This window comes from Arthrobacter sp. ISL-69 (assembly GCF_018613775.1).
In the GTDB taxonomy this organism is placed as follows: domain Bacteria; phylum Actinomycetota; class Actinomycetes; order Actinomycetales; family Micrococcaceae; genus Arthrobacter.
Map to the genome: position 1 here is coordinate 44,079 of NZ_JAGGPO010000028.1, position 24,389 is coordinate 68,467.

Consider the following 24,389-nt stretch of genomic DNA (forward strand, 5'->3'; position numbering starts at 1 on the left):
GCAAAGTCTCACCTCTCGGCTAGGTGATGCTCACAATAGACCAGTTTTTGGCGCCAAGGTCCATTCTTACCAGAGTCACAATAGCCCCAATGGGTATCGTCAGCGGGGAAACTTTGTTACCAAGGCTGATGTTCCCGCCCGATGCCAGCATGAAGTCTGCAGCCCATGCCCGGAGGTAAACGGGCTCGCCCGGTGCGTGTCTGCTGGTGATTGTCGAGATTACGGGGGAACCGGAGATGATGGCCGTGTTCGATCCCTGGATGTCAATCGCACCGGAAGACGCCGTTGGTTGTTTCGTAAGTCCGGCGGTGGGAAAGGCAGCGACGTTTGAGCGGTTACCTTTCAGGAATAGGGAACCGTTGGATGCGTCCGCGACCAGGGCCCTATCGTATGTTCCGGCAAACCTATTTCCGATCACTGTCACGTAAGAGGTTGCTCCGGCTTTGATTGCGTAGCCATTTCCACCGTCAGATCCAGTGTCGGAGAAATTGCATCCCTCCACGAAGCCCATTTCCACAGAGGTATCGAACACCACACCAGACTTAAGGTCTTCAAACCAGCAATTGTTGAACTTCATGCCTGAGGCGCGTTCGACACGGGCACCTAGCGCGTTCGCCTGGAATGTACAGTTTAGAAACTCTATGGCGTACGGGGACACGTCAGAGTAGAACGTTCCGGCATCGTTAACTTCGCGCCGTATCTCTACGGACGTGCCAGCGCCGACAACGCCCTGCCCGTTGCCGTCAAACTCGCTGGCGTTGATAGACAGTTGACCTACCTGCCCGGTGATCATCAGGCAACGAGACGTCACGTTTGGCCCGGCGAAGGACTCAACGTGATCGAATGACAAGAACTGGTGCGGCTTCAGGAAGTCTGTTCCGCCACCCCGGAGCCAGATGCCGTGCCCATCGAACTTGGCGACACGGACGCGTCGAAGTCCGCCGTACCACCAGCCACCTTGGTCGGGTGTACGCCCGTTGCCCACGGCCCTCGCGTAGATGCCGTGTTGGCCCGCGTTCGGTGTTGCGCCCGGACTCAGTTGAATGTCTTCAAGATAGAATGCCGGTACCATTCCGGCAGGGAAGTTGATTAATGCGGCCGAGGCGCCAGGCTTGGCGACAATGCTGGTGCAATAGCGCCCGGCACCCTTCACTGTGACGTAGGGCCGAGGCGTCAGGGTCGAGACCAGGTACGTGCCTCGCGGGATGAATACAACACTGCCGCCGTTGCTCTCGGCCGCTTTTATCGCGGACTGAATCGCTGCGGTGTCATCCGTCACGCCGTCGCCCACCGCGTTGAAGTCTTTTACATTAATGACGTCACAATAGTTCCTGTCGGAAGTTGGCGCCGCTTCTGCGGCGCGGCCGACACTGAGACTTGAGAGTGCCAATGTCCCAGTCATGGCACTCGCCAACGTGCCAAGCCTCAGCAGTTCTCGACGTTTAACAACACTTCCACCTCGCGGCAGTGGCGTAATGGTCTCCCCAGCTTCGTTTTTCACAGCAGTACACCCAATCCCAGATGAATTTAACGAGAACCGCCGATTGACTAGCGGGTCAAGCACTAGCACAGCCGTTAGCTCTAAGAAGAGGTATCGCTGGTCCAGCCAATCCCAACAGGCAAATCGCCTTGACTAACGCTAAATTCTGGAAATTGAGTTAACCACAGTAGTAAGTACTCGTCTTTTTTCTCATAGGTACCCGCACGCTAGTCGTTATACGCAGGGTGTCTGACGCGATTAAGACTTTGCACCCTCAGAACTTGGGTAGGTGCGGTGGCGCGCCACTAGTGTCATAGGCGATCGACAGCCAGAGGCTGGAACGGGAATACGCCGGCGTGGAATACTTCATCCGTGAGCCGCCCACTCTCGTTACAACGCGGCAAGAAGTCCGCAATCCTCGCCGACAACGACGGTGTGCCTGGATCTGACCGCCAACTTGAGGGGCCCGGAGTGGGCGGATCCTATAGGCTTCTTCGGTTGGCCCGGACCTAAGATTCCGGCCCGGATCCATCTTAATCTCGCCGGATTGCGTATCTCCCACAACGCATTCGCTGGGGGTGCGCCGGGCATGATTCGACGGCATGTGGACGAGCAAGGTTCCGTTTGTCCGCACTCTTGCCGTGTCCGCTTTTACCACAACAGATGTCGGATCGGTCTGGCATGGTATCGAGGCTTGATGGACTAGGCGGCAGCCCTCTTCCCGTGGGATGGCTTCATTGTGAAGGCGAGGCAGGGTGAGTCCGAAGGCTCCAAAAACTGCATATCGGCGATGCCGACAACCAAGACGATGGTTCGTGCCATGTTCCCAGAACACGATGCGGAACGTGGCACCATTGATTTCTAGGGTTGTGATGTCATTGGCAGACTCTCCAGGCATGCGTTCGGAGTTCTGAGGATGCGTCCGTAGATGCTGGCGCATCTTCCGCACATACAGGGGACTCAATCAACTATTTATGATTGTTGTAGCCAATCTTCATGGGCGAACTGCTAGTCTCGATCCTTGGAATTTCAGCTGGAATTATCCGCAGAACTCAGTTGTTGGTGCCTGCATATGTATTCAGGGACTTCGAACCTTGGCTCGGACCAAAAGGGTATGCGTTCTAGGAAAATAAGTCCGAGTGCTCGGCGCACCTGACGCTAATAACTGAGGTGCCGCCCCCGCCGTCGGGGGATCCATAGGATGTAACGTGGTTTGTATTCGCGCCGCACGGGGCGCAGAAAGTCTTGTGCTGTTTAGTAGCCATACCCAGATCATATGCAGGCGCAGGTTTCCCTGGGGTTACCGCAGTGGAACAAAAGGTGTGCAGCAAGATCACAGCAACATTGCCCCGCCGGTCGTCACGAGCCACAGCGACCATGCGATGTAGATGACGGGTGTGAGCTCCGCGGCCGCTTTCCAGCCGTTGCGCTCGAACGGGCCGACGAACTCCAGCGAGCAGAGAGCCAACAGCGCACCGACCACAATCCCCACGACTCCCAGCCACGCCGGCACGGTGTCGCTCTGCATGATTGCGACGCCAACCAGCACGCTCCATGCTCCAGTGAAGGGGTAGCCCAGATGCTCGCCCACGCCACGCCCAGGAACCGGTTGAATGCCTGAAAGACGATGTCCACCGCTTCCTTCCGCGCCTCGGAGGCGTCCGGGTCGCCCGCCATCCGGGCCAGATACGGCACCAGGAACGGCCAGCGGACCAACCCTAGGAACTGCACCACCGCCGCCAACACGCCGACGGTTGATCCCAGGCTGAGCAGCACGGGATCGGCGCCTGGCATGACACCCGCTAACAGCACCGCCAGCGGCGCCAGCAGGACCGCCGTCATCGCGAACGCCCACCAGAGCAGCACCAGCCCAGAACCTCCTTGCCGGAATCGTTCCAGGACTTCGCCGGTGAGGCGTCGGAGGATGTCCGGGTCGTTGAACTTGGCGGCCAGGGCCGCGAAGGCTGCGTTGAAGGCAAGCGGCAGCACGATCAGCAGGACCGCGGCGGCAACTGTGGCGTTCATTGAACGGGTTTCACGGGCGCAGGAGCCGCCGAAGGAGTTCCCGCTGCGGGGCGACGGGTATCGGGGCCGAGGATGCGGCGCAGCACCACGCCGGTAAGAGCCGTGGCCACCAGCGCGCCGCTGGAGCCGAACGCCACGTGGCCGTTCCCGGCGTCGACTATCACATTGGCCGTGACCAGCCAGCCGAGGGCCCAACTGATGCTGACTGTCGCGGCCCACAGCGCCGTGACGCGCAGTCCGCGGTGCAACGCCGCCCCCTGGGCTGCGCCGACCACCGCTCCGGTGATCAGCCCCGACATGACGAGGGCCGGCGTCGGGGTTCCTGCCCCGGCGACGACTTCCGCCAGGGCGCTGCCGGCGCCCATTCCGAGGACGGTGCCGGCGAGCCAGCGCCACCCGGCGGCCCGTCCCAGTGCCAGCTATTGTGCGCCGCAATCACGGCTCCGGCGATGACGCCTGCCAGCGCCGCGGTGAGCGGGCCGGTGATTGAGCCGGCCAGCTGGAAGGCCAGCCAGCCTCCTACCGGGAAGCCGAGGAATGTTGGTGCCCAGCGCAGGAATGACATGGGATGATCTCCTTTTGGAAGTGTTTGTGTACTAAGTACGCTAGGGCATAACGTACACTGTACACAAGAGTTCTCCGACCAAACTTTTCCGACTGAAAGCCTGTGCCATGCCCTCGAAAACCTCGGCGGAACCCCGCAGCCGCCGTGCCCGGAACTCGTTGACCGTGGACGCCATCCTGAATGCGGCGGAGCAGGTGGCGGCAGCCGGGTTCGAGGCGCTGACCGTCCGCGCCGTCGCTGTGGCGCTGGAGGCTGCGCCCATGTCCCTTTATCGCTATTTCTGCACCAAGGACGGGCTGGTGGACGCACTGCTGAACCGGGTCCTGGGGCGGTTTATCGCTCCGCAGGAGACCGCTGAGTGGCCGGCCGACCTGGCGGCGTTCGCGCGGAACCACCGGCAGCTGCTGCGTGACCACCCGTGGGCCGTCACCCCGCTGATCGGACACCCGTACCCGGGACCCAATGCACTGCCCATCGGCGAGGCAGCGCTGCGCATCCTTGAGCGTGCGGGCATCACTGGGGACGCCGCCGTCGCCGTCTTCAGCGGAATAGTTGCACTGAACTACGGCTGGTCCTCCTTCGTCCTGGCCCGCGAGGCAACCGAGCAGGCCAGTGGAGGGGGAGCGGTGCAGCTGCCGCACGCGCCGCCGGAGTTTCCGCTCACTGCTGCGGTGGCCGGTCCGATGAACCGCTACGGGAGTGAGGACCACTACGAGCGGACACTGAAGCAGTTGCTCGCCGGGATCGAAGCGGACAGCCGGAACCCCGTCCTGTGACTGAAGATACCCGGGAATCTTGAGCGAAACGCCCGGGTATCTTCAGTCAAAACTGAGGGTCAGTGCTTAGGCTCGGTGCACACGCCGGACGAAAGGTGCGCTGAGATGACGATTACTAGCTATCTCGTAGGACTCTCGATCATGCTGGTCCCGATGGTGGCAGCACTGGGTCTGTCTGCCGCCCTGCTTCGGCGCCGAACCAGCCGATAGCTCCGGGCCGGGCGCTACGGGCATGCCGTTGGGCGGCGTCTTCCCGTGGCGGACCCCGGCAGGGCCGCGAAATCCTTGCCGCCGTGCGCGAAAAGACCCAGCTGCCGCTGGTAGTGGTGAACACCCACGCCCACTACGACCACTTCTTCGGCAACGCCATCTTTGCGGACGACGGCGTCACCGAGTTCTATGCCCACGAAAACTGTGTTCGCGAGATTGAGGAAAACGGTGACCGGCAGCGCCGCATGGTCGCCACCCCCGGAACCGGAAATGGCCGCAGGCGAAGGCGCCGACGCGGAGCTGGTTAGTTCCCAACGCGATCGTGAAGGACCAACCGGTCCTGGTGGACCTCGGCGGCCAGACCGTCACGCTGTTCTACCTGGGCCGCGGCCACACCGACGGCGACCTGCCGGTGGGAACGCCCACCACCCTGTATGCCGGCGACCTGGTGAAACAGGGCGCACACCCTTCCTTCGAGGACGCCTTCCCGGAGGAATAGGCCGACGCCCTGCGGCACCTCTCCGCACTGCGCCACCGCTACGAATTCCTCATCCCCGGCCACGGCGAACCCTGCAGCGACCAGTTCGTGAAAACCATGGCCAACACCATGAGCACCGCCGTCCGCCAGGCCTTCCAGTCCATCCGCGACACCCCCAGCGACGCCACCAAAGCCATACCGGTGCTGCCGTACGGCCCGGAGCAGTCACGCTGGTTCATCAAGCGCCTGCAGGAGACCCGCGCGGGGCACTGGCCTGACTGTTGGGAACGTTGATTCGAGGTCAGGCGAATGCGCACTTTGGGCACATCATTCTCACGTGGAAGAGGCCGACCCTCCCGGATTCTCGGCTGAGCCCGGCCGGGACGCCTTGTCCGGGATGCCGTAAAGATAACCATGACTTGGTCGGTCTCAAGAGCCTTGACGACAACAATGCCAGTGTGGTCTTCTCGCGCGTGCAGGACTGTTGTTGGGGCAGCCGATCGGATCGCGAGAACGGCGCACCAAAATGACGAAAATGCCAAATTCGTCTTAGGGCGCTGTACTAACAAGCGCAGTCGGTGCGGAGCGGTGGCTGGGCTTGCGCATAACCGGAATTACGCGCCGGATAGACTGTGGGCAATCTTTGGTCTCGTTGGGGGAAGTCATTTCATGAAAAAAGAGCTGCTGCGCGCTGGCAAAATTCCGTCCCTTGATGGCCTGCGTGCCGTCGCCATCGTGATCGTCCTGTGGGGCCACGCTGGTTTCCCCACCCTGATCCGTGAGTCCACCGGCGTTACCATTTTCTTCTTCCTCAGCGGCTACCTGATCACGACCTTGATGCGCGCCGAGGCTGACAAGCGCGGTGGGGTGTCACTCAAGAACTTCTACCTGCGCCGTGTGCTCCGGATCTTCCCGTCGCTTTACATCGTGCTGGCCGGCGCGGTGGCGCTCTCCCTGGTGGGCCTGATCCCCAACGCGATGAACGCCGGCGGTGTCGCCTCATCAGCGACCTTCCTCTCCAACTACTTCATCATCTTTGAGGGCAGGGACGGTCTGCCCGGTGGGATGAATGCCCTCTGGTCCTTGGCCGTTGAGGAGCATTACTACATGCTGTTCCCGCTGCTGTATGTGGCGATGCGGAAGTGGCTCCCGAACCGTCTGCACCAGGCTCTGGTGCTGGCCGGGCTGTGTTTCGTGATCCTTGCCTGGCGCTGTTTCCTGGTCTGGCAGGATGCTGGCTTTGACCGGGTTTACCTCTCCACGGATACGAGGGCTGACGCGATCCTTTGGGGCGCCATCCTCGCCATCATCGCAAACCCTGTCTATGGCGAGGTTCCCAAGCCCCGGAACAAGCTCGTACTGCCCGCCGTGCTGCTGGTCAGCGCCGCCGCGTTCTACCTTGTGAGTAGAGCGCCGGACAGCATCGGCATGTCGGTGGGCTACACCGTTCAGAGCATCGTCCTGGCGGGAGTGTTTGTCCCGTTGATCCTTGGCCCTGAATCAGTGTTCGGCCGAGTGCTGAACTGGAAGCCCATCGTCTACATCGGCGTCCTGTCATACTCGCTCTACCTTGTGCACCGCCCACTGCTCATTCTGGCGGACGAGCATCTGAATCTCCCGCACGCCGCTGAGGCCGTCATCGGCCTGGCCGCTGCCCTGATCGTTGCGTTGCTGATCCGATTGTTGGTTGAGCGTCCCATTGAAGGCCTGCGAGGTGCGTTGCGTGGGCCGGCGAAGCAGGCAGAGAGCCAGCGACCCCGGCACATGGCAGAACGTTAATCGGCCCACGCTCTATACTTCTGGCATGGGGACTTCTACTTTAATCACTGATCCGACTGTTGGCGTGTCCGGCGATTCGATCTGCCCGCACTGTGACCACCACGAGGGCGGTCGGTGCCACGCTCCACTCGGCTGATTCGCTCGTTGCTGCACATGCGGCCAGCGCGCCCAGGTTGCGCCTATGATGACGGCCTGGGCGACGGCATGGTCCACGACGGATACTGCGACTGCAAGCACCCGTTCCACGCCTGACTGGTTTAGGCGCCAAACTCGATCTTGAAGTCATCCAGCGTCAGCGTGCCGCCACCGGAGCTGTTCGCGATACCGGCGTAGGCGTTCGACGTCACCGAGGAATCCGTAACGGTTTCCAGTGTCACGCCGTTGATGATCAGTTTGATTGTCGAGCCCACCTTCTCAACCTGCACAAGGTCGCCCGCCGTGACGGTGTGGCGGCCAGACAGGTACGTTGCGGTGCCGTTGATGACCTTGCCGAGCTTTACGGACATGTTCGTGAACACTGCCCGGAGCTGGAGCGCCGACCCGGACACAAGGTTCGTTCGCATCGCGATCAGGTACCAGGCGCTTGCCGTGGTCGAGGCATTGACCCTGATTGAGGCGCAAATGTTCGTTGCCGTGGTCGGGACGTAGGTCAGGGCGGACGCGAGGTTGGAACCGAAGGTCAGCTTCCCACCCGACGTTGCCACGGCGTTCGCCACTGTCTCAGCCCACGTCGCTGCCGAGCCGCCGCCAGCAAGGTCAGCCGCACGGGAAGCCATCGAGCCATCCCCGGAGAACCCGTCGGAGGTGATGGCCGTCCAGATGGTGAGGACTTCAGCTGCCGGCGGGGTCGCCGAGGCGATCCGGTTGCCCTGCTTCGGCGCCGAACCAGCCGATAGCTCCGGGCCGGGCGCTACGGGCATGCCGTTGGGCGGCGCCTTCCCGTACTGCCCTCGGTCGCAGGCACCTGGTCCGGGCATTTGGAGCCCTACTAGCCGTCCACTTCCGTGGCCGCCATCCGATGGGACCGGGCGGACATCCAGCGTGACACCCACGATGCCGGAAGCAGCAGCAGCCATATCAGCGGCGTGTACGCGTTCAGGGCGAAAGAGGCCGGAATGCTGAGCAGGAAGACCATCGGCACGGCCATGCGGGCGCTAAACACCCGCCGGTGCACATGCGCGGCCATCCCCGGATCCATGAGTTTCGCATGCCGGGCGTAACTCCAGATCACTGCCATCAGCAGGTAGATCGCGGCGATATTGGCGGCGTACAGAATGCTGGGCCACGGGGTGGGATCGTCCCCGTATTCGCTGAGGACGGACGTGGGTGCTGGCAGCATGGCGATGAAGAACAGCAGGGCCAGGTTCAGCCATGCCAGTGTCGGATTGAAATGGCGGATCAGGGCGAAATCCGAATGGTGGGACAACCAGGTCTTGGCGATGATCACAAACGACAACGCGTAGGCGAAGAGCTCGGGAAGTGCCCCGATCAGGGCGCCGTCAAGCTGTGCCGCCGCGATGTTCTCGGGCAATTTGAGGTCCAGGGCCAGCAGGGTCAGTGCGATCGCAAAGACGGCGTCGCTGAAAAACACCATGCGCTCCAGGGACGTTCCTGATTCCATGCGGGTCACCTCCGTCTCCTCGGCCGGGCAACTGAAGTACGGCACAGGCTACTCGCCTGCGCCGAACATGGCGATGGCCGCTGATTTGGTCCGCCGCCGCGTGCCGTTCATCAGGCTTCCACCAGCTGGTCGTGGGTAGAATCGAGGCCTAGGATCGCCGGAACGCATGAATACGGAGAACAGAATGTCGCGATGGATGGAGGTCGGCCAGGGCAACTATGTGCTGACCACCGAAGGCTCGAAGCTCAATACCGGACTCATAGTCGGCGCCGAACGCGCCATGGTGATCGACACCGGCGGGGGACCCCGGCAGGGCCAGGAAATCCTGGCCGCCGTGCGCGAAAAGACCCAGCTGCCGCTGGTGGTGGTGAACACCCACGCCCACTATGACCACTTCTTCGGCAACGCCATCTTCGCGGACGACGGCGTCACGGAGTTCTATGCCCACGAAAACTGTGCTCGCGAGATTGAGGAAAACGGGGACCGGCAGCGCCGCATGGTCGCCACCCTTGAACCGGAAATGGCCGCAGGCGAAGGCGCCGACGCCGAGCTGGTGGTTCCGAACGCGATCGTGAAGGACCAGCCGGTTCTTGTGGACCTCGGCGGCCAGACCGTCACGCTTTTCTACCTGGGCCGCGGCCACACTGACGGCGACCTGCTGGTGGGAACCTCCACCACTCTGTACGCCGGCGACCTCGTGGAGCAGGGCTCGCACCCGTCCTTCGAGGACGCTTTCCCCGAGGAATGGGCCGACGCCCTGCGGCACCTCTCCGCACTGCGCCACCGCTACGAGTTCCTCATCCCGGGCCACGGCGAACCCTGCAGCGACCAGTTCGTGAAGACCATGGCCAACACCATGTCCACGGCCGTGCGCCAGGCCATCCAGTCCATCCGCGACACCCCGAGCGACGCCACCAAGGCGATCCCGGTGCTGCCGTACGGGCCGGAGCAGTCCCGCTGGTTCATCAAGCGCCTGCAGGAGACCCGCGCGCACCACTAGGATTTCGCTGCCACTGCTCCTCAGTACAAGCAAGTGTCGCGTGAGGCTAAAGACAGGTACTGGCTACTGAGGTGTAGCTAGGAGTTCCGTACATAGCCTTGGGCCATGATCACACTGATGCATGACGGGCACCGGCGGAACTCGCGCCCGGAGCGCCCAGCCGGATTCAGTCCGGAGGATTTGGGCTGGACCGTACTGTCAGTCGTTGCCGCTGTCGTGTTGCTCCCTGCCATCGGACTCAAAGCTGCGGCCGGAGCCCTAATCCCGGGCAAGGCGCAGGACACTATTGGGCATTGTCGTTAGTTCGTCGGGGGTCAGGCAGCGGGTGTATTTCCAGTCGAGTCCTTGAAGTCGCTGCCGCTGATGGCTTTTCGCTGCAGGATGGAGAAATAGACCTCCGCTTTGGTTCAGCCACGAGGCATGCACGGGCAGAAAGACCAGGGTCGCGGGTCGGCCAGGCCATGTTCGTGCGCTCGATGGACTGGGCTCCGTTATGGGAGGACCCGTTGTTTACGCCGGCTACGCAACAGCTGGGGCCTCGCGATCTACCGCGCCGCCACAACGACTACTAAGACTCCTGGCTGCCGGCCGGTTCCCCGGCCGGCACCGCCGAGGACCCACTCGACACGGCCTGTGGACTCTATCTCGCCGACCCGACCGCCCGGGCCTAAACCCCGACGAACTAAGGAAAATGCCTACTAGCCGTGAGCTGAGTCTGGCCATTCGGCGCCGAGGGCAGGCTTCCGCTATGGGACGTTGATCGTCCGCGGCGCCCAGCCGCAGTGAGAGCCTGTTGAACTAAAGCCGCCCGACCGCTCCCTCCTAGGGCATGCCGGTGCGCCAGAGAGTTTGTTCAGGAGTTACCTTCGCCAGCAGGGTCCGCGCGGCCATTTGGGCCATCTTGCGGGTCGCGGGGGACAGATAGGCACCCTCGCGCTGAATCAGGGCGATCGTGTCGTACAACGGCTCAGCAAAAGGGACTGCATGGACGTTTTTCGGGAAGCCCGGTCCGTTGACGATTGCCTGCGGGACAAAGGTGTCGGCCGCTCCGGTGGCGACGAGGCCGAGGGCTGTATCCACGTGTTCGACTTCGATTGCGGGATCGATTTTCAGCCCCTTAAGCCGGGCACGCTCCAAGAGTTGCCGACGCGTCGGGTCATGCCAGCCGGCGAAGGCGTCATAAAGCACCAGCTTTGACTCCGTGAGTTCCTCAATGGTCACCGGGCCGCGCGATGGACTGCGGGTGGCTGATACGTAAAAAACTTCGTCACGGAACAGCGGCCTGACCTGAAGGCCGGCTTCCGCAACCGGCAGGACAATCAGCCCGGCTTCAATTTCACCGGACGCCACTGACTCGGCCACGGCCAGGGAGTTCAGGCCGACGAGGCGTACCTTTACCTTGGGATAGCGCCGGTGGAAGCGCTGCACCAGGTCGGCCAGGTCGTAGTGGGCTCCGTAACGCAGCACACCGAAGGTGCAAACGCCTCCTTGCAGTGACGACATGGATTTAAGCGCCTCCACGCCGTTGTCGAAAGAGGTGACGGACTGCAGCGCATGCACCTGCAGTTCAACGGCCGCCGTGGTGGGAAGAAGGCGCCGACCGCCGCGGATAAAGAGGCTGAGTTTCAGCTCGTGTTCCAGCCTGCTGATGAGCTCGGAGATGGAGGCTTGGCTTGTTTCCAATTTTCGTGCCGCGGCGGTGAAAGTGCCGAGCTCGTAGGCGGCGAGGAAAGCCCGGAGTTGCGCGAGGGTCATGGACCAACCCTAGTCACAGCCCGGAATACCGCGGTTTCGGCAGGGGCTAAGGTGGCGGAGAAGCTGCGTTACGCGTTTGAAACACGCCATTCGATTCACAGGGAAACCCTATGGCAGATACGGGTTTAGGTCCCGTTGTGCGATGGGATGGGAATCAGTAGCTTTGACTCATGCAGCTATCCCCACGTGACGCAACGCACATTCAGGGAAACTTCCTCACCCTGAAGAGCCCGGCCATTGGGGGCGTCCCCGCCCAGCGGTTGCCCGATGTTGTGGCAACCGTGTCCGCGATGCTCGCTGACATCGAGGCCAACGGGATGGACGCCGTCCTCAAATACGCCCGGCAGCTGGACGGATGGCAGGGCGCGAGCCCGGAGATCAGTCAGGATGACCTGGCCAGGACCGGCGACTCACTCTCCCCGGAACTGCGGGAGGCGCTCATCGCCAGTGCCGAGCGGACCCGGCTGTTCGCCGTCGAGCAGCGCGAACACCTCACCGATTTTGAATCCGAACTCCTCCCCGGAGTCTTCACCGGGCAAAAGTACGTCCCCGTCGGCCGCGTTGGCGCCTATCTCCCGGCGGGCCGGTTCCCCATTCTTGCCAGCGCCTTTATGACAGTAGGGGTCGCCAAGACCGCCGGCGTCCGCAACGTTGTGGCATGCACGCCACCTGCCGGGCCCGACGGCGGGAACCCCGCCGTGTTGTACGCCGCGTATCTGGCCGGAACGGACCGGGCCTTCGCCCTCGGCGGGGTGCAGGCAATGGCCGCAATGGCATTCGGGCTCCTGGACGAGCAGCCGGCGGACATCCTGGTCGGCGCAGGCAACGCCTATGTCACCGAGGCTAAACGGCAGCTGTTCGGTCGCGTCGGCATTGACCTCCTGGCCGGCCCCTCCGAAGTTGCCGTCATTGCCGACGAAACCGCCGACGCCGAGCTGGTTGCCGCCGATCTCCTCGGCCAGGCCGAACACGGCCCGCAGTCACCGGCCTCCCTCGTAACCACTTCACGCAAACTCGGCGAAGAGGTTATCCGGCACATCGACAAGCAGCTGCGGACGCTGGCCACCCGGGACATTGCCGGTCCGGCCTGGCGGGACTACGGCACCGTGTACGTGGCAGAGGACCGGGAAACAGCGGTGCAGATCATGGACCTGCTGGCGCCGGAGCACCTGGAAATCCAGACCTCGGACGATTCCTACTACCACGAGAACCTGCAGAACTACGGCTCCATCTTCCTGGGCCCGTGGTCCACTGTGGCCTACTCGGATAAAGGCTCGTCCGGCACGAACCATGTGCTGCCCACCGGAGGAGGCGCCCGGTCATCCGCCGGACTTTCCGTGGCCCGCTTCCTCAAACCGCTGACCTTCCAGCGGGTCGAAAAAGACGCCACCCCGCGTCTGGCCAACTACGTCACAACGATTTCCGACGCCGAAGGTATGGCAGCCCACAAGGCCACCGCCTCACTGCGTCTCGACCGTTTCGCCCGATCGACAAAAATCTCTAACAAAGGCTCGTCATGATGAAGACAAAAATGCTCCGCAACCGTTTCGCCGCACTCGTGCCCATGGGCGTTGCAGTTGCCCTGGCCATGACCGCATGCGGTTCGTCAGGCGGCGGAGCCAGCGGCGGTGGCACAGAACAGAAGACCATCACCATCGCGACGTCCAACGACGCACCCTTCTCCTTTACCGACCAGGCATCCGGCGAGCTCAAGGGCATCGACGGGGACATGATCAACGCCATCGCCGAGGCCAAAGGCTGGAAGGTCAAGGTCTTCACCTCGGAATTCGCCACGCTGATCGCCGCGCTCAACGCGAAGAAGGCCGACGTAATCGTCGATGCCATGTACATCACCGATGACCGCAAGAAGGAGATCAACTTCACCGACCCCTGGTACACCGAGGGTGAAGCCATGGTGGTCCCGTCCGATTCAAGCCTGGCCTCACGCGACGACGTGAAGGGCAAGGTTCTCGGCGCCCAGACCGGCACCGTGTTCAAGGACCTCGTGGATAGCCTGGGCGGCAGCCAGGTCAAGCTCTTCGACTCACAGGCTGCCCTGCTGGCCGCCGTGGAAAACAAGCAGGTCGACGCCGTATTCACCGACAGCGCCGTGATCGGGTACAGCCTGGTCCAGAAGCCGAACCCCAAGCTCAAGCTCGTCTCCCCGTACGAGCCGTACTACCCGGGCATCATCGGAGCCGGCGTCCGCAAAGACGACACACAGCTGCTGGCAGACCTGAACTCCGGCCTGGCGGAACTCAAGAAGAGCCCCAAGTACCTGGAGATCCTCAAGAAGTACGGCCTCGGCGAAGCAAACATGTCCAAATAAGTTTCAGTGTCATGCAGGAGCCGGCGGGCATCCGCTTCACAAGGGCTGCCCGTGGTCCTCGCCCGACCCTTACCTAGGGATTTCTAGTGGACTTCATTAACAACACTCTCGCCGTGTTCCCGGCGCTCCTGCTGGCCGTACCCGTCGTCGTTCAACTGGCCCTCGGTGCCATGGCGCTGGCCCTGGTCCTGGGGCTGCTCGTTGCCCTGGCGCGCATCTCTTCGATCAAAATCCTCCGGGGCATCGCAACGGTCTACCTGGAGGTCATCCGCGGCACTCCTCTGCTGGTCCAGCTGGTCTACATCTTCTTTGTGCTCCCCAGCATCGGCGTCAGCATCGAGCCGGTACCTGCCGGCATCCTGGGCCTGGGCCTGAACTACGCCGCCTACCTCTCCGAGGTTTTCCGCTCCGCTATCCTGTCCGTGGAGCACGGCCAGACCGAAGCCGCGCTGTCCCTCGGCTATACGCCCAGCAAGACTTTGTGGAAGGTGGTCATTCCCCAGTCCTTCGTGGTCTCCATGGGGCCGATCGGCAACTACTTCATCGCCATGATCAAGGACACCGCCCTGACGTCGGTGATCGCCGTGACCGAGATCCTGAAGACCGCCAACATCCTCAACAGCCAGACCTTCCAGACCACGGCCATCTACACCGCAGCGGCCATTCTTTATCTGATTATCAGCCTTCCACTTTCGCGCGTTGTGGTAGTGCTTGAACGAAAGGCACGGGCCAATGGCTGACGAGACCATTATTGACGTCCGGGACGTCCACAAGACCTTCGTCTCGGACACAAAGCCGTCCATTTGGCAGAGGCTCAGAGGCCAGACCCACGTACAGAAAAGGGTCGAAGTACTTAAAGGCGTGGATCTTGTGGTCCACCGCGGTGAGACCATCGCCATCCTCGGGTCCAGCGGATCCGGCAAGAGCACCCTGCTGCGCTGCATCAACAAGCTTGAGACCATCGACGCCGGCCGCATCTACGTCAACGGGCATCTGATCGGCTATGACGAACGCAACGGCGAACTGGTTGCCGAAAAGGCGTCCATCACGGCCCAGAAACGGACCGACATCGGCTTTGTCTTCCAACACTTCAACCTGTTCCTGAACAAGACGGCCCTGGGAAATGTCATGGCGCCGCTCCGGGACGTCAAGAAGCTCTCGGCTGACGCGGCCCGTGCCATCGCCGTTCCCAACCTGGAAATGGTGGGCCTTGGCGACAAGATGGAGAACTATCCCAGCAAGCTCTCCGGCGGCCAGAAGCAGCGGGTGGCCATTGCCCGCGCCCTCGCCATGGAACCAGCCGTTATGCTCTTCGACGAGCCGACCTCCGCGCTGGATCCCGAGCTGGTGGGTGAAGTCCTCGCCGTTATCCAGAAGATTGCCCAGCAGGGAACCACGATGGTGATCGTCACCCACGAGATGCAGTTCGCCCGGGAAATAGCAGACCGGATTGTTGTTATGGACCAGGGCGTCATTGTGGAGCAGGGGCCCCCAAGCGCTATTTTCACTGCCCCGCAGCACCCGAAAACCCGGGCGTTGCTGAGCCGTTCGGGGATCCTGCCGGAATAGCAAGGGCGAGCAGGGCAGACGGACGGACCGGAACGCGTTTCGGTTCCGGTCCGTCCGGACAACTGCGTGGCCTTAACGGCCTGGCAATTTGTAAAGTCGTTGTTACACTCATGCTTGACGCGGATTCCGCGGTCTCTATTTCCCGCGGTCCGGCTCCTTGGGGGGGTCGACGCCTGGCCCCTAGGATTTCGCGATGTCTCATGACCTGCGCACCCGTCTGTTCGCCCGCCTGCTGATTCCATCCGTTGTGGCACTGCTGTGCAGCTCGGCGCTTCCGCTCCCGGCTGTGGCGGACGACGACACGCCTGCGCTTCCCGCTGTTCCGGCCGCAGCCCGGCCCGCGAGCCCGGGGGCGGAGACGGACCAGTTCATTGTGAAGTTCAAGGACACGGCCGCAGGCAGTTCCAGACTCCGGACAGAGTCCCTCGGCAAAGTGGCCCGGAACGTGGGTGTCCCCGTGATTGACGTCCGGGCGACGGCGGCAGGTGCCCGCGTCCTGCGGGCCGAGCGGACGCTGGATGCCGGTGAAGCCGAAAAGGCGCTGGCGGCGCTGAGGGGGGATCCCGCCGTCGAATACGCCGAACCGGACATCCGGATGTACCCGACAGCGGCGCCGAACGACCCCTACTACCCGCTGCAGTGGGGACTGCAGTCCGGCGGCGCGGCCGGCACGATGAACATGCCCGATGCGTGGTCACTCAACAGGGGCGCCGGCGTAGTGGTGGCCGTGGTGGACACCGGGATCACCAGCCACTCGGAACTGAATGCCAGCGTGCTCCCCGGCTACGACATGATGTCCGATCCCGCCTACTCCAGGGATTCCAGCGGCCGCGACGCCAACCCGCGCGACGAAGGCGACTGGACCCCGGCCGGCATGTGCGGTGACGGTGGCCCCGCCAGCCCTTCCTCATGGCACGGCACCCAGGTGGCAGGCATCATCGCCGCTGCCGCCAATAACTCCAGCGGCATCACCGGAGTAGCACCCGAGGCGAAGATCCTGCCGGTCCGCGCCCTCGGGCCCTGCGGCGGCTACATGTCCGACATCGCGGACGGCATCGTCTGGGCCGCTGGCGGATCGGTCGCCGGACTGCCGGTGAACCCCAACCCCGCCCGCGTCATCAACCTGAGCCTCGGCGCTAACTTGCCCTGCCCGGCAACCTTCCAAAGTGCCGTCAACTTCGCTTACGAATCCGGGGCGGCAGTGATCGCCGCGGCCGGCAACGAAAACCGGCCGGCTGCCGAGACCAGTCCGTCCAACTGCCAGAACGTCATCTCTGTCGCCGCCCTCACCCGAACGGGAAATCTGGCACCGTACTCCAACTACGGAGCGGCCGTCGATGTGGCGGCGCCGGGCGGTGACATGACCCAGGCGTCCTCGGACGGAATCCTGGTGACCTTCAACGGGGGCACCCAGGGTCCCGGGGCCGAAACCTACGCCTACTCCAGCGGCACCTCCATGGCCGCCCCGCATGCCGCGGGACTCGCCGCGCTCCTGATGTCCCGGCTGGGGGACCTGGCAACCCCGGCCAACGTGGAAGCGCGGCTCAAAGCGACATCCACGAAGACCGGACTGGCGTGTGCCGACACGACGTGCGGCAGCGGCCTCCTGCAGGGTACAGCAGCACTCAACTTCCAGCCCGACCGCGAGATCAAGGGAGTCGCACCCATCATCGGCGGCAAGGCCGCCGTCGGGCAAGACCTCTCCGCCCACGCCATCAACTGGACGCCCAGCGACGTCACCTTTTCCTACCAGTGGAACCGCAACGGCGCCCCCATCCAGGGAGCGCAGGCAACGACCTACCTGCCGCAAACGGCCGACGTCGGGACAACACTGACGGTCACCGCCACCGGCAGCCGCTTCTTCGGCCAGAGCGTGTCCGTCACCTCGGCGCCGACGGCACCGGTGGAAGCTGCCCCGGTGGTCCCGCCGTACGATCCCAGGATCTCCGGTCAGGCAATAATCGGCGGTCTACTGACCGCTCAACCGGGGGTATGGCAACCCGCTCCGGTTACCCTGTCCTACCAGTGGTACCGCTCCGGTCAAGCGATCCCCGGGGCCGTGGCCAACACGTACCGGGTGACCACGGACGACAAGGAGAAGACCCTCACTGTCCGCGTTACGGGAACTAAGGATGGGTACATCTCGGCGGAGCTGACCAGCGCAGCTACAGCGGCCGTGAAGACAGGCGCGGTTCCGGCGCCCGTGCAGTTCACGGACAAGATCGGAACCCCCAACGACACTTACACGGTTCCCTCGGCTGCGGGCGTGGAGTATCTGGTGGCTGGCAACGTGGTGGCGGCCGGGACCTACCCCGGCGCAGGTGCAGTCACCGTGAACTCCCGGGTCACCGCGGGATACGCCCTGGTAGCCGGCAGCATTGCCTCCTGGACCCACACGTTCGACTCCGCCGTCTTCCGCGACATCACCGACGGTTCGGCTTTTGCCCTGGAGATCAACTGGCTGGCCACCGAGGGGATCACCCAGGGGTGGGCGGAGCCGGACGGCACGCGGACGTTCCGTTCTGCGGAGCCGGTGAACCGGGACCAGATGGCCGCTTTCCTGTACCGGCTGGCCGGCAATCCGGACTTTGTCCCGCCTGCTGTCTCACCGTTCGCCGACATCCCGACCAACCATGCCTTCTACCGGGAGATCTCCTGGCTGGCGGAGAAGCAAATCAGCACGGGCTGGAAGGAAGAGGATGGCACCAGGACCTTCCGGCCGGGCGCAACGGTCAACCGCGACCAGATGGCAGCCTTCATCTACCGCCACGCCGGTTCACCCGACTACGTGCCCGAAGCCCAGTCGCCGTTTGTGGACATTCCCACGGACCACGGTTTCTACAAGGAGATTTCGTGGCTGGCCAAGAACGGCATCAGCAACGGCTGGGCGGAAACGGCCACCTCACGCACATTCCGGCCGGGCGCGTCCATCCTCCGGGACCAGATGGCCGCTTTCATGTACCGCTACGCGGCGCAGCGCTAGCCACTTGGGACCGGAGTTCCTTGCAAGGTGCCGAACGTCCACTGCGGGGTGCACCCGCGCCCTCCTGCGTCGCTAGTTCACATGCTTGTTACGCAAGTGACAGGGCGCAACGCATGTGAGCGGTGATACATTCTGCTTGTGACTACTGGGGAACGTAAGGAGACAGCCCATGTTTGAAGGTGTCCCTGACGAAGATGCGTGGCGCAACTGCACCACACTCGAAGGCGCATGTGAACTGACGGCACGGTGGCTCGAGGGATCCCTCAGCTACGTTCCCGGTTACACGGCGCCGCAGTACGCCGGAGAGAACGGCCCGATGAGCGAGGCTCTGGCCGCGATCAACCGGCTCGGCTTCCTCACGGACGATTCGCAGCCCGGAACGGGCATGGCGGGCGGCAACATGCAGCGCGCGTTTGTGAGCGGCCGCTGCACGGAACATTCCGCAGCCGTCATTTCAGCGGTCCTGGTGGAAACCGACCTGGTGGTGCTGGTGTTCCCTCCGGGCGAAGCCGGCAGCGGGCAGATTTGCGTGGCCCTGGAGGGGTCCAGGGAATTCACGTGGCTGGGAAGTTCCGGCGGGCCCTCCTACGCCCACGAAACGTACACGGACTGGACCAACGAGACACTCGCCAAATCGCTGGCCGAGTGCTGGGAGCTGCAGATCTTTGATCCTGTCTGGGGCAGGAACTCCAAGCTGGTTTCCCTGCTGCAGAAGGCACTGATCACCGCCAGGGCCTGAGGCTCCGCAGACGTTTGTGAATGTTGGCAGCACCCGCTGTTACGCGGGTGCCGCCAGCCTTCACCTGTCGCCCTTTACTGCTGATGCGCCGGGCCGCTATTTCGGGCACTTGTGGTCCGGGTTGAACGCTGCGAACATGCCGTCCGGATTGTCCTTCCAGACCCAGGCGTGCAGGGCAAAGGTGCCCGGGAACGGGCCGTCCTCGAAGTCCAGGCCGGCGATTTCCGGCCGCTCCGTTGCCGTGGAGATGAACTCGGCGGCCACCAGCTTCATGCGCCCGCGCTCGTTCGGCATGTAGACCAGCACCTCCGGCTTCCGTGCCTGGGTCTTGTCATCCAGCAGGTCCTTTTTCAGGTAGTGGAAGCCCATGGCCCCGACGCCGGGATTGTCGATGCATTCGGTGATCTTCTCGTAGCCGTCCTCAATGGCATTATCCAGCCAGCGATAGTCGTCAGTGACATCCCGTAGCGTCTTGACCAGCCTGCGCTGCTCGGAATTCTTCTTCCAGTCGTCGCTCTTGTCCGAGTTGCCGTGCCCTGATCCTCCGCCCGACCCTTCGTGGGCGACCGCGGCGCCGGGGGCGAGCCCCACGGCCAGAACGGCAGCGGCAACCATGGACATCATTCCTGTTTTGGTGCGAGACAACATTTTCTTTCCAACCCTCTGAGACCCGAGATTTGTTCTTTCGGTAAGGGACGCGAAGCATGGGAACGAGATACCCCACCTTCGCCAGGATGCCGGCCGGCCCGACGGGCACTGCCGGTGAATGAACCGCCCGGATGCACGAAAACATCCATCGATTTGGGCGGCGGTATAAGTATGCTCCTTCGGCCAAAAAATGCGCTAGACGCTGCGCAAAGATAAATACAGGGGTATTTCGGCCTGTGTTTTTGACAGTGGAATGGCCGTTAACAGGTTGCCGCGCAAGTACTGCAAAACGAGTACCCGATTTCGCGGGAAACGAGTGGTAACGGCCCGAAAAGACGAGTACAGACCACTCTGTCTAGAAGAGTTACCGACGCGTAGCGTAAGTGCATGATTAGGGACATTAAAGAAGCGATCCGCCGCTTCGTGGCGAGGAACATCATTGCTGATGATCCGTACCCCGTCCGATCCTGGCTGGACCAGCAGAACATGCCGCCGGAAGCGCGGCCCAGCTTCACGCCGCCCATCAAGGACGCCAGCGGGTGGCGGCACTAGCCTGGCCGTCACATACCGCTTGACTTGGTTTCCCTGAAACATTGTGCCGGTACTATCGCCGGCATGGGGAAGTATGCGAGCGGACTGCCTGCGCGGGATTCGCTGCGGGAACTGCGGAGGCGGCGTCTCCGTGTGCTGGCCTACGCGGGGCTGGCGGCGCTGGCCGCCTCAACCGCCGTCGTCGTGGTCATGGCGCTGGGGCGCTGAGTGCGTAACCCGCGCGAAAAACCGGCATCCGGTTGACAAGTTTTGTCGAGTCCTATTACTTAATTGGACAGATTTGATATCCGGCCGCTAGGGTGTTGAGCGATCCGCTATAGGGATCCCCAAGTTCGCTGCCGACCGTTAGCCCGAAGAGCTTACCAGCTAGCGGGCCAGCCTCGAATGCAACGACGCATCCTGGAGGTAATTCCGTGGCTCTGAGTGATTACGCCTTTGCGCTGTGCGTCCTGATGGGAACCCTTGTGGTTCCGTTTACCGCTTTATACCTGGTGCTTCGCCTGAAGCGCGGCGCCGCAACGAAGCCTGTTCCCGTGAAGGTCCGCCAGTAATGCCGTATATAGACATCAACCCGCACCGCTCCGGCCCCAAATGGCCGGGGTACGTGCTGCTCGGCATTCTCCTGGTCCTCACCGCAGCTGTTGTGGTTGCCGCGCTGTTCCGGGGCTAACAACTGCTTTGGCTCCGGTTCCTGGTCCGATGATCAGGTGATGGAGAAGACTGCACTGGTGACCGTCAGCGTGCCGTAGTGTGCGACCAAGTGATATGCGCCTTTACCGGTGATTGATAGCCCGTTGAAGGTCGCAACGCCGCCCGTGAGGTTCTGCGGTGTTCCCCCCTTGAGGCTACCCGCCTGCTCGACTTTGGTGATTGTAACGGGGTCGATGCTGGTGATCAGCGGATTCCTGAAGAAGTCCAGGACCTGAACGGTAACTGGTGCCATTGTCTGCCCGTTGGCGGTGTTGACCGGTCCCTGGATGAACTCGATGGTCGTGGCTGTTGAGGCCGAAACGGTGACCGGCGTCGACGCCTGGGCCAGCCCGGGCGCCGTGAGCATGATGCTGGGCGAGCCCGCCTTGGTGTCGCCGTAGAAGAACGACGCCGACGAGGCCCCGGCCGGAATGGTCACCGAAGTGACGGTTGCGCCGCCGGCGGTTAGGGCAAAGACCTTGGTCCCGGTGGACGTGGACGTGGGGGTGGCGGTGGTGCTGCCGGTGATCACGGGATTCCCGTAGGCGTCCTGGCGTTGCACGGTGAACGGTCCGATGGTTGCGGTTGCGGAGGCGGTGCCCGAAGCGGGGCCCGTGACCACGAGCTGACTGGCGGCCGCGGCCGTGACGGTGAACGGGGTGCTCACGGCGCCGGAGTATCCCGGGCTGGTTGCCAGCAGGGCGTAGCCGGTGCCGGCCTTATTGACGGACAGGCCCGTGAATGTGGCCTCGCCCCAGATGTTGGTGGTTGCCGTCAGCGTGCCGGAGAGTGTGCCTCCGCCGGGATTGTTGCCGATGCCTATGGTCACCTGGGCGCCGGCCAACAGCAGCTTGAGCCCGAGCGCAGTCCGCAGCTCCACCGTGACGGACTGCAGGGGTGAGCCGGCCACAACACTGGCCCCCGGCTGGACGATGAAGTTGATGGTGTCTCTGTTGTCGACGGTGACGTTCCCGCTGGCCGTGCTGGCTGCGGTCCAGGAACGGTGAACGGCTGTGACCACGTAATGGTGCGTGCCTTCGGGCGCGGAAGCATCCGTGCACGCGGTGCCCGTGATGAGCACGGCAGGGCTGCTTCCGCAGGCCAGCATGGAGGTGGCGCCGGTGACACGGGTGACGTAGTAGCCCGTCGGTGCGGGCATTCCCACTGATGCAGTCCAGGTGACCGATACGTTGGAGTTGCTGGTTGCGGGGACCGCCACGTTGGTGGGCGGGGCCAGGGTGGCGACTGCCGCCGTCGTACTTCCCGTTCCTGATGCCGGCCAGTAGGCCGAAGCCGCCGAAGCACCGAACAGTGCCACAACCACCAGCGCGATGCCAGCGGCTATAACGCGGCCGAATGTGCGGGGAAACAACACCAGCCCCCGCCGGAAGCCGTGGGGGGCTTCGGGGGAGCTGGAGTTGCGCCTGCCGGACATTCGCACCTTCTCGACGTTGGCTCAGGGGGTGGTGGGGGTGCCACGTTCACCATTGGGGGATGAAGGTGACGGTGCTGAGGAGGTACGTGAGGCCGTTGCCCCTTCAGCTTGCGGCGAAGCGCAGGGGTACGGTGGCGCCCTTGCAGCCGTCCTGGTTGACGCCGGGGCGATCGATCATCTGCAGGGTCACGGTGCCGGTGACGGTGCCGTTGGCGGGGATTTCGGTGGCGGTGAAGGTGGGGGTGCCGACGGTGAAGTCTGCGGCGGAGCAGTTTGCGACGGCCGTCCAGGCGGTGCCGTCGGTGGCGGCGACGGTGGCGGCGACGGCGGAGAGTTTCTGGACGCCGGTGCCGGGGTTGGTGACGACGAAGGTGAAGGTCTGGGTGGGGCCGTTGGGGGAGAGTGCCCCGCCGGTCACCGAGCTGGTGATGGTGAAGTTTGAGGAGGCTCCGGCGGTGGTGGTGGTATTGCCGGTGCCTGTCGCCGTCCAGTAAGCGAAGGCTGCGCCGCCGCCGACGGCCAGCAGTGCGGCGGTGGTGACGATGATGCGCTTCTTGCGTCCAGCTACTTTGCTCATTTGAAGTGCCCCTTGAACTTGTGCGGTGTATCCGCAGACCTTCGGGACCCTGTCCGGCTCCGATAGAAAAAGTCTGCGGGGCCAAGCTCAATAGGTGGCCAAGGAACGATCAATTAGCAGCCAAGGAACGCTCAAGATTAACTCAAGGTTGGTTCTGTAACTCCTGTGACGGGTTTTGCAGGGGTTCAGGGCGTTGCATTTAGGCTTCCGCGCGGGTTTGCTGGGCCGCCGTGAGATGCGCGATGTGCTGTTCCAGATGCTGCCGCAGGCTCACCTCAGCCTCCCGCTCCGGGCGGGGGAGGCCGCGGACCAGTTCCTCGGCCGTCCGCAGCACCGAACGCCCGCGCTGCGTCAGCCGGACGCTCCTGATCCTGCCATCGCCCGCGGCGCGCTCCTTGGTCACAAGGCCCAGGTCCTTCAGCCGGTCCAAAATCTTGCCGAGGCTCTGGGCGGTGATTCCGAGCTCATCGGCAAGGGAGTTCTGGTTGGCCGGTCCCAGCTCCTCTACGCAATCCAGGGCGTCGAAGGACGACTTGGTAAGACCCAGGCCAACCAGGCATCGGTTGATCCGGCGCTCGTCCAACCGGGCCGCCGTCGACAACAATCGGTGTGTTGACCATCCTGCCGGTCTGTTCTGATGGGCCGAGACCATGTTTAAATTCGCCTGCCTTACAAGAGACCGCGGCTGGGGACACGGTGAGCAATTCCTACCTGAAAATGGGCAGGGCCGCTCCGCCCGGCGGCGGAGCGGCCTTGCGCGAGTACATTTGCCTACGCCTGCTGGACGTTGTCCTTGGCATCCGCGGCGCGGTACTTCACGTCGTCGACGGCGGTCTGGCCTTCGGCCTTGACGTGGTCGGTGGCTTCCGCGGCTGTGGCCTTGACGTTTTCCATGGCTTCCTGCGCGGGTGCCTTCAGGCCGTCGGCGATGTCCTTGGCGGCTTCGGTCAGCTCCGTGGTGAGCGGCTCGGCCTTTACTTTGAGCGCCTCGGCGGCTTCGCGTTCCTTCTCACTCGCGGGGATCAGTGACGACAACAACATGCCGGCGCCGAACGCGATCAGCCCGGCGGCCAGCGGGTTGCCCTGGGTCTTGGCCTTGACCTGGTGCGGGGCGTCGCCGATCGCCGCGCCGGCGTCGGAGAGGTGCGCGCCGGTGCCTGTGTTTGCTCCGGCGGGGC

Annotated in this window: 23 protein-coding genes and 2 pseudogenes; 13 read left to right on the forward strand and 12 right to left on the reverse strand. The window is 63.2% G+C overall.

All coding sequences use genetic code 11. From position 1 onward, the window contains the following. Positions 1–19: 19 nt before the first annotated feature. The 4 genes and pseudogenes from J7I79_RS19450 to J7I79_RS19465 form a co-directional block, all read right to left on the reverse strand. A complete protein-coding gene (locus J7I79_RS19450; RefSeq protein ID WP_214956040.1) occupies positions 20–1,501 on the reverse strand; it encodes a glycosyl hydrolase family 28-related protein in 1,482 nt (493 codons plus the stop codon). A gap of 1,312 nt (positions 1,502–2,813) precedes the next feature. Then, the gene (locus tag J7I79_RS24995) at positions 2,814–3,008 is read right to left on the reverse strand and encodes a hypothetical protein (protein WP_396020216.1); all 195 of its coding nucleotides are present in this window, start codon (positions 3,006–3,008) and stop codon (positions 2,814–2,816) included. A 65-nt stretch (positions 3,009–3,073) separates the two neighbouring features. Beyond that, positions 3,074–3,505: pseudogene (locus tag J7I79_RS25000) on the reverse strand (DUF4386 family protein); the annotation flags it as partial. Next, positions 3,502–3,870 carry a hypothetical protein gene (locus tag J7I79_RS19465; protein WP_214956046.1) on the reverse strand — a complete coding sequence of 123 codons (369 nt, stop codon included), beginning with the start codon at positions 3,868–3,870 and terminating at the stop codon, positions 3,502–3,504. The gene J7I79_RS19465 and the pseudogene J7I79_RS25000, both read right to left, overlap by 4 nt. A gap of 307 nt (positions 3,871–4,177) precedes the next feature. Here J7I79_RS19465 and J7I79_RS19470 point away from each other — a divergent pair, with 307 nt between their 5' ends. The 3 genes and pseudogenes from J7I79_RS19470 to J7I79_RS19480 all read left to right on the forward strand — a co-directional run bounded on the left by J7I79_RS19470 (position 4,178) and on the right by J7I79_RS19480 (position 7,313). Next, positions 4,178–4,846: a TetR/AcrR family transcriptional regulator gene (locus J7I79_RS19470; protein WP_214956048.1), complete on the forward strand. Its 669-nt coding sequence runs from the start codon at positions 4,178–4,180 to the stop codon at positions 4,844–4,846. Positions 4,847–5,106: 260 nt separating this feature from the next. After that, positions 5,107–5,828: pseudogene (locus J7I79_RS19475) on the forward strand (MBL fold metallo-hydrolase); the annotation flags it as partial. Positions 5,829–6,203: 375 nt separating this feature from the next. Further along, positions 6,204–7,313: an acyltransferase gene (locus tag J7I79_RS19480; protein ID WP_214956050.1), complete on the forward strand. Its 1,110-nt coding sequence runs from the start codon at positions 6,204–6,206 to the stop codon at positions 7,311–7,313. Between the two features lie 257 nt (positions 7,314–7,570). Here the strand turns inward: J7I79_RS19480 and J7I79_RS19485 are convergent, their stop codons facing one another. Continuing rightward, positions 7,571–8,233 carry a hypothetical protein gene (locus J7I79_RS19485; protein WP_214956052.1) on the reverse strand — a complete coding sequence of 221 codons (663 nt, stop codon included), beginning with the start codon at positions 8,231–8,233 and terminating at the stop codon, positions 7,571–7,573. Between the two features lie 68 nt (positions 8,234–8,301). Then, positions 8,302–8,934, reverse strand: coding sequence for a TMEM175 family protein (locus tag J7I79_RS19490; protein ID WP_214956116.1), 633 nt, complete (start codon positions 8,932–8,934; stop codon positions 8,302–8,304). A 184-nt stretch (positions 8,935–9,118) separates the two neighbouring features. Here J7I79_RS19490 and J7I79_RS19495 point away from each other — a divergent pair, with 184 nt between their 5' ends. Beyond that, the gene (locus J7I79_RS19495; protein ID WP_214956054.1) at positions 9,119–9,934 is read left to right on the forward strand and encodes an MBL fold metallo-hydrolase; all 816 of its coding nucleotides are present in this window, start codon (positions 9,119–9,121) and stop codon (positions 9,932–9,934) included. Between the two features lie 822 nt (positions 9,935–10,756). Here J7I79_RS19495 and J7I79_RS19500 read toward each other — a convergent pair. Continuing rightward, positions 10,757–11,689, reverse strand: a complete 933-nt coding sequence (locus J7I79_RS19500; RefSeq protein ID WP_214956056.1) for a LysR family transcriptional regulator — start codon at positions 11,687–11,689, stop codon at positions 10,757–10,759. A 170-nt stretch (positions 11,690–11,859) separates the two neighbouring features. Here J7I79_RS19500 and hisD point away from each other — a divergent pair, with 170 nt between their 5' ends. The 6 genes from hisD to J7I79_RS19530 all read left to right on the forward strand — a co-directional run bounded on the left by hisD (position 11,860) and on the right by J7I79_RS19530 (position 19,309). Next, the gene (gene hisD, locus J7I79_RS19505; protein ID WP_214956058.1) at positions 11,860–13,209 is read left to right on the forward strand and encodes a histidinol dehydrogenase; all 1,350 of its coding nucleotides are present in this window, start codon (positions 11,860–11,862) and stop codon (positions 13,207–13,209) included. Next, positions 13,206–14,018, forward strand: coding sequence for an ABC transporter substrate-binding protein (locus J7I79_RS19510; RefSeq protein WP_214956059.1), 813 nt, complete (start codon positions 13,206–13,208; stop codon positions 14,016–14,018). The genes hisD and J7I79_RS19510 overlap by 4 nt, the downstream gene beginning before the upstream one ends. Before the next feature lie 86 nt (positions 14,019–14,104). Next, positions 14,105–14,758 (forward strand): amino acid ABC transporter permease, encoded by a 654-nt coding sequence (locus tag J7I79_RS19515; protein ID WP_214956061.1) that lies wholly within the window; start codon positions 14,105–14,107, stop codon positions 14,756–14,758. Further along, positions 14,751–15,587: an amino acid ABC transporter ATP-binding protein gene (locus J7I79_RS19520; protein ID WP_214956063.1), complete on the forward strand. Its 837-nt coding sequence runs from the start codon at positions 14,751–14,753 to the stop codon at positions 15,585–15,587. The genes J7I79_RS19515 and J7I79_RS19520 overlap by 8 nt, the downstream gene beginning before the upstream one ends. 193 nt (positions 15,588–15,780) lie before the next feature. Beyond that, positions 15,781–18,570 carry a S8 family serine peptidase gene (locus tag J7I79_RS24315; RefSeq protein WP_251043042.1) on the forward strand — a complete coding sequence of 930 codons (2,790 nt, stop codon included), beginning with the start codon at positions 15,781–15,783 and terminating at the stop codon, positions 18,568–18,570. 169 nt (positions 18,571–18,739) lie between these two features. Then, the gene (locus tag J7I79_RS19530) at positions 18,740–19,309 is read left to right on the forward strand and encodes a DUF6919 domain-containing protein (protein WP_214956070.1); all 570 of its coding nucleotides are present in this window, start codon (positions 18,740–18,742) and stop codon (positions 19,307–19,309) included. 96 nt (positions 19,310–19,405) lie between these two features. On the opposite strand, the gene J7I79_RS19535 is transcribed toward J7I79_RS19530, so the two are convergent. Beyond that, complete coding sequence (locus J7I79_RS19535) at positions 19,406–19,957, reverse strand: hypothetical protein (protein ID WP_214956072.1); 552 nt, start codon at positions 19,955–19,957, stop codon at positions 19,406–19,408. Between the two features lie 387 nt (positions 19,958–20,344). Between J7I79_RS19535 and J7I79_RS19540 the strand changes: the two genes are divergently transcribed. From J7I79_RS19540 to J7I79_RS19550, 3 genes are all read left to right on the forward strand, one after another. Continuing rightward, entirely contained in the window at positions 20,345–20,509 is a 165-nt protein-coding gene (locus tag J7I79_RS19540) for a hypothetical protein (protein ID WP_214956074.1), read from the forward strand. A 63-nt stretch (positions 20,510–20,572) separates the two neighbouring features. Next, the gene (locus J7I79_RS19545; RefSeq protein ID WP_214956076.1) at positions 20,573–20,716 is read left to right on the forward strand and encodes a hypothetical protein; all 144 of its coding nucleotides are present in this window, start codon (positions 20,573–20,575) and stop codon (positions 20,714–20,716) included. A gap of 206 nt (positions 20,717–20,922) precedes the next feature. Beyond that, positions 20,923–21,060 carry a hypothetical protein gene (locus J7I79_RS19550; RefSeq protein WP_214956078.1) on the forward strand — a complete coding sequence of 46 codons (138 nt, stop codon included), beginning with the start codon at positions 20,923–20,925 and terminating at the stop codon, positions 21,058–21,060. 152 nt (positions 21,061–21,212) lie between these two features. Here J7I79_RS19550 and J7I79_RS19555 read toward each other — a convergent pair whose 3' ends face one another. From J7I79_RS19555 to J7I79_RS19570, 4 genes are all read right to left on the reverse strand, one after another. Next, positions 21,213–22,634: a hypothetical protein gene (locus J7I79_RS19555; RefSeq protein WP_214956086.1), complete on the reverse strand. Its 1,422-nt coding sequence runs from the start codon at positions 22,632–22,634 to the stop codon at positions 21,213–21,215. A 103-nt stretch (positions 22,635–22,737) separates the two neighbouring features. Beyond that, positions 22,738–23,211 carry a hypothetical protein gene (locus J7I79_RS19560; RefSeq protein WP_214956088.1) on the reverse strand — a complete coding sequence of 158 codons (474 nt, stop codon included), beginning with the start codon at positions 23,209–23,211 and terminating at the stop codon, positions 22,738–22,740. Between the two features lie 199 nt (positions 23,212–23,410). Next, on the reverse strand, positions 23,411–23,863 hold the full coding sequence (locus J7I79_RS19565) for a MarR family winged helix-turn-helix transcriptional regulator (RefSeq protein ID WP_214956089.1): 453 nt from the start codon (positions 23,861–23,863) through the stop codon (positions 23,411–23,413). 119 nt (positions 23,864–23,982) lie between these two features. Continuing rightward, the coding region (locus tag J7I79_RS19570) for a hypothetical protein (protein WP_214956110.1) at positions 23,983–24,389 on the reverse strand (407 nt) is incomplete at its 5' end.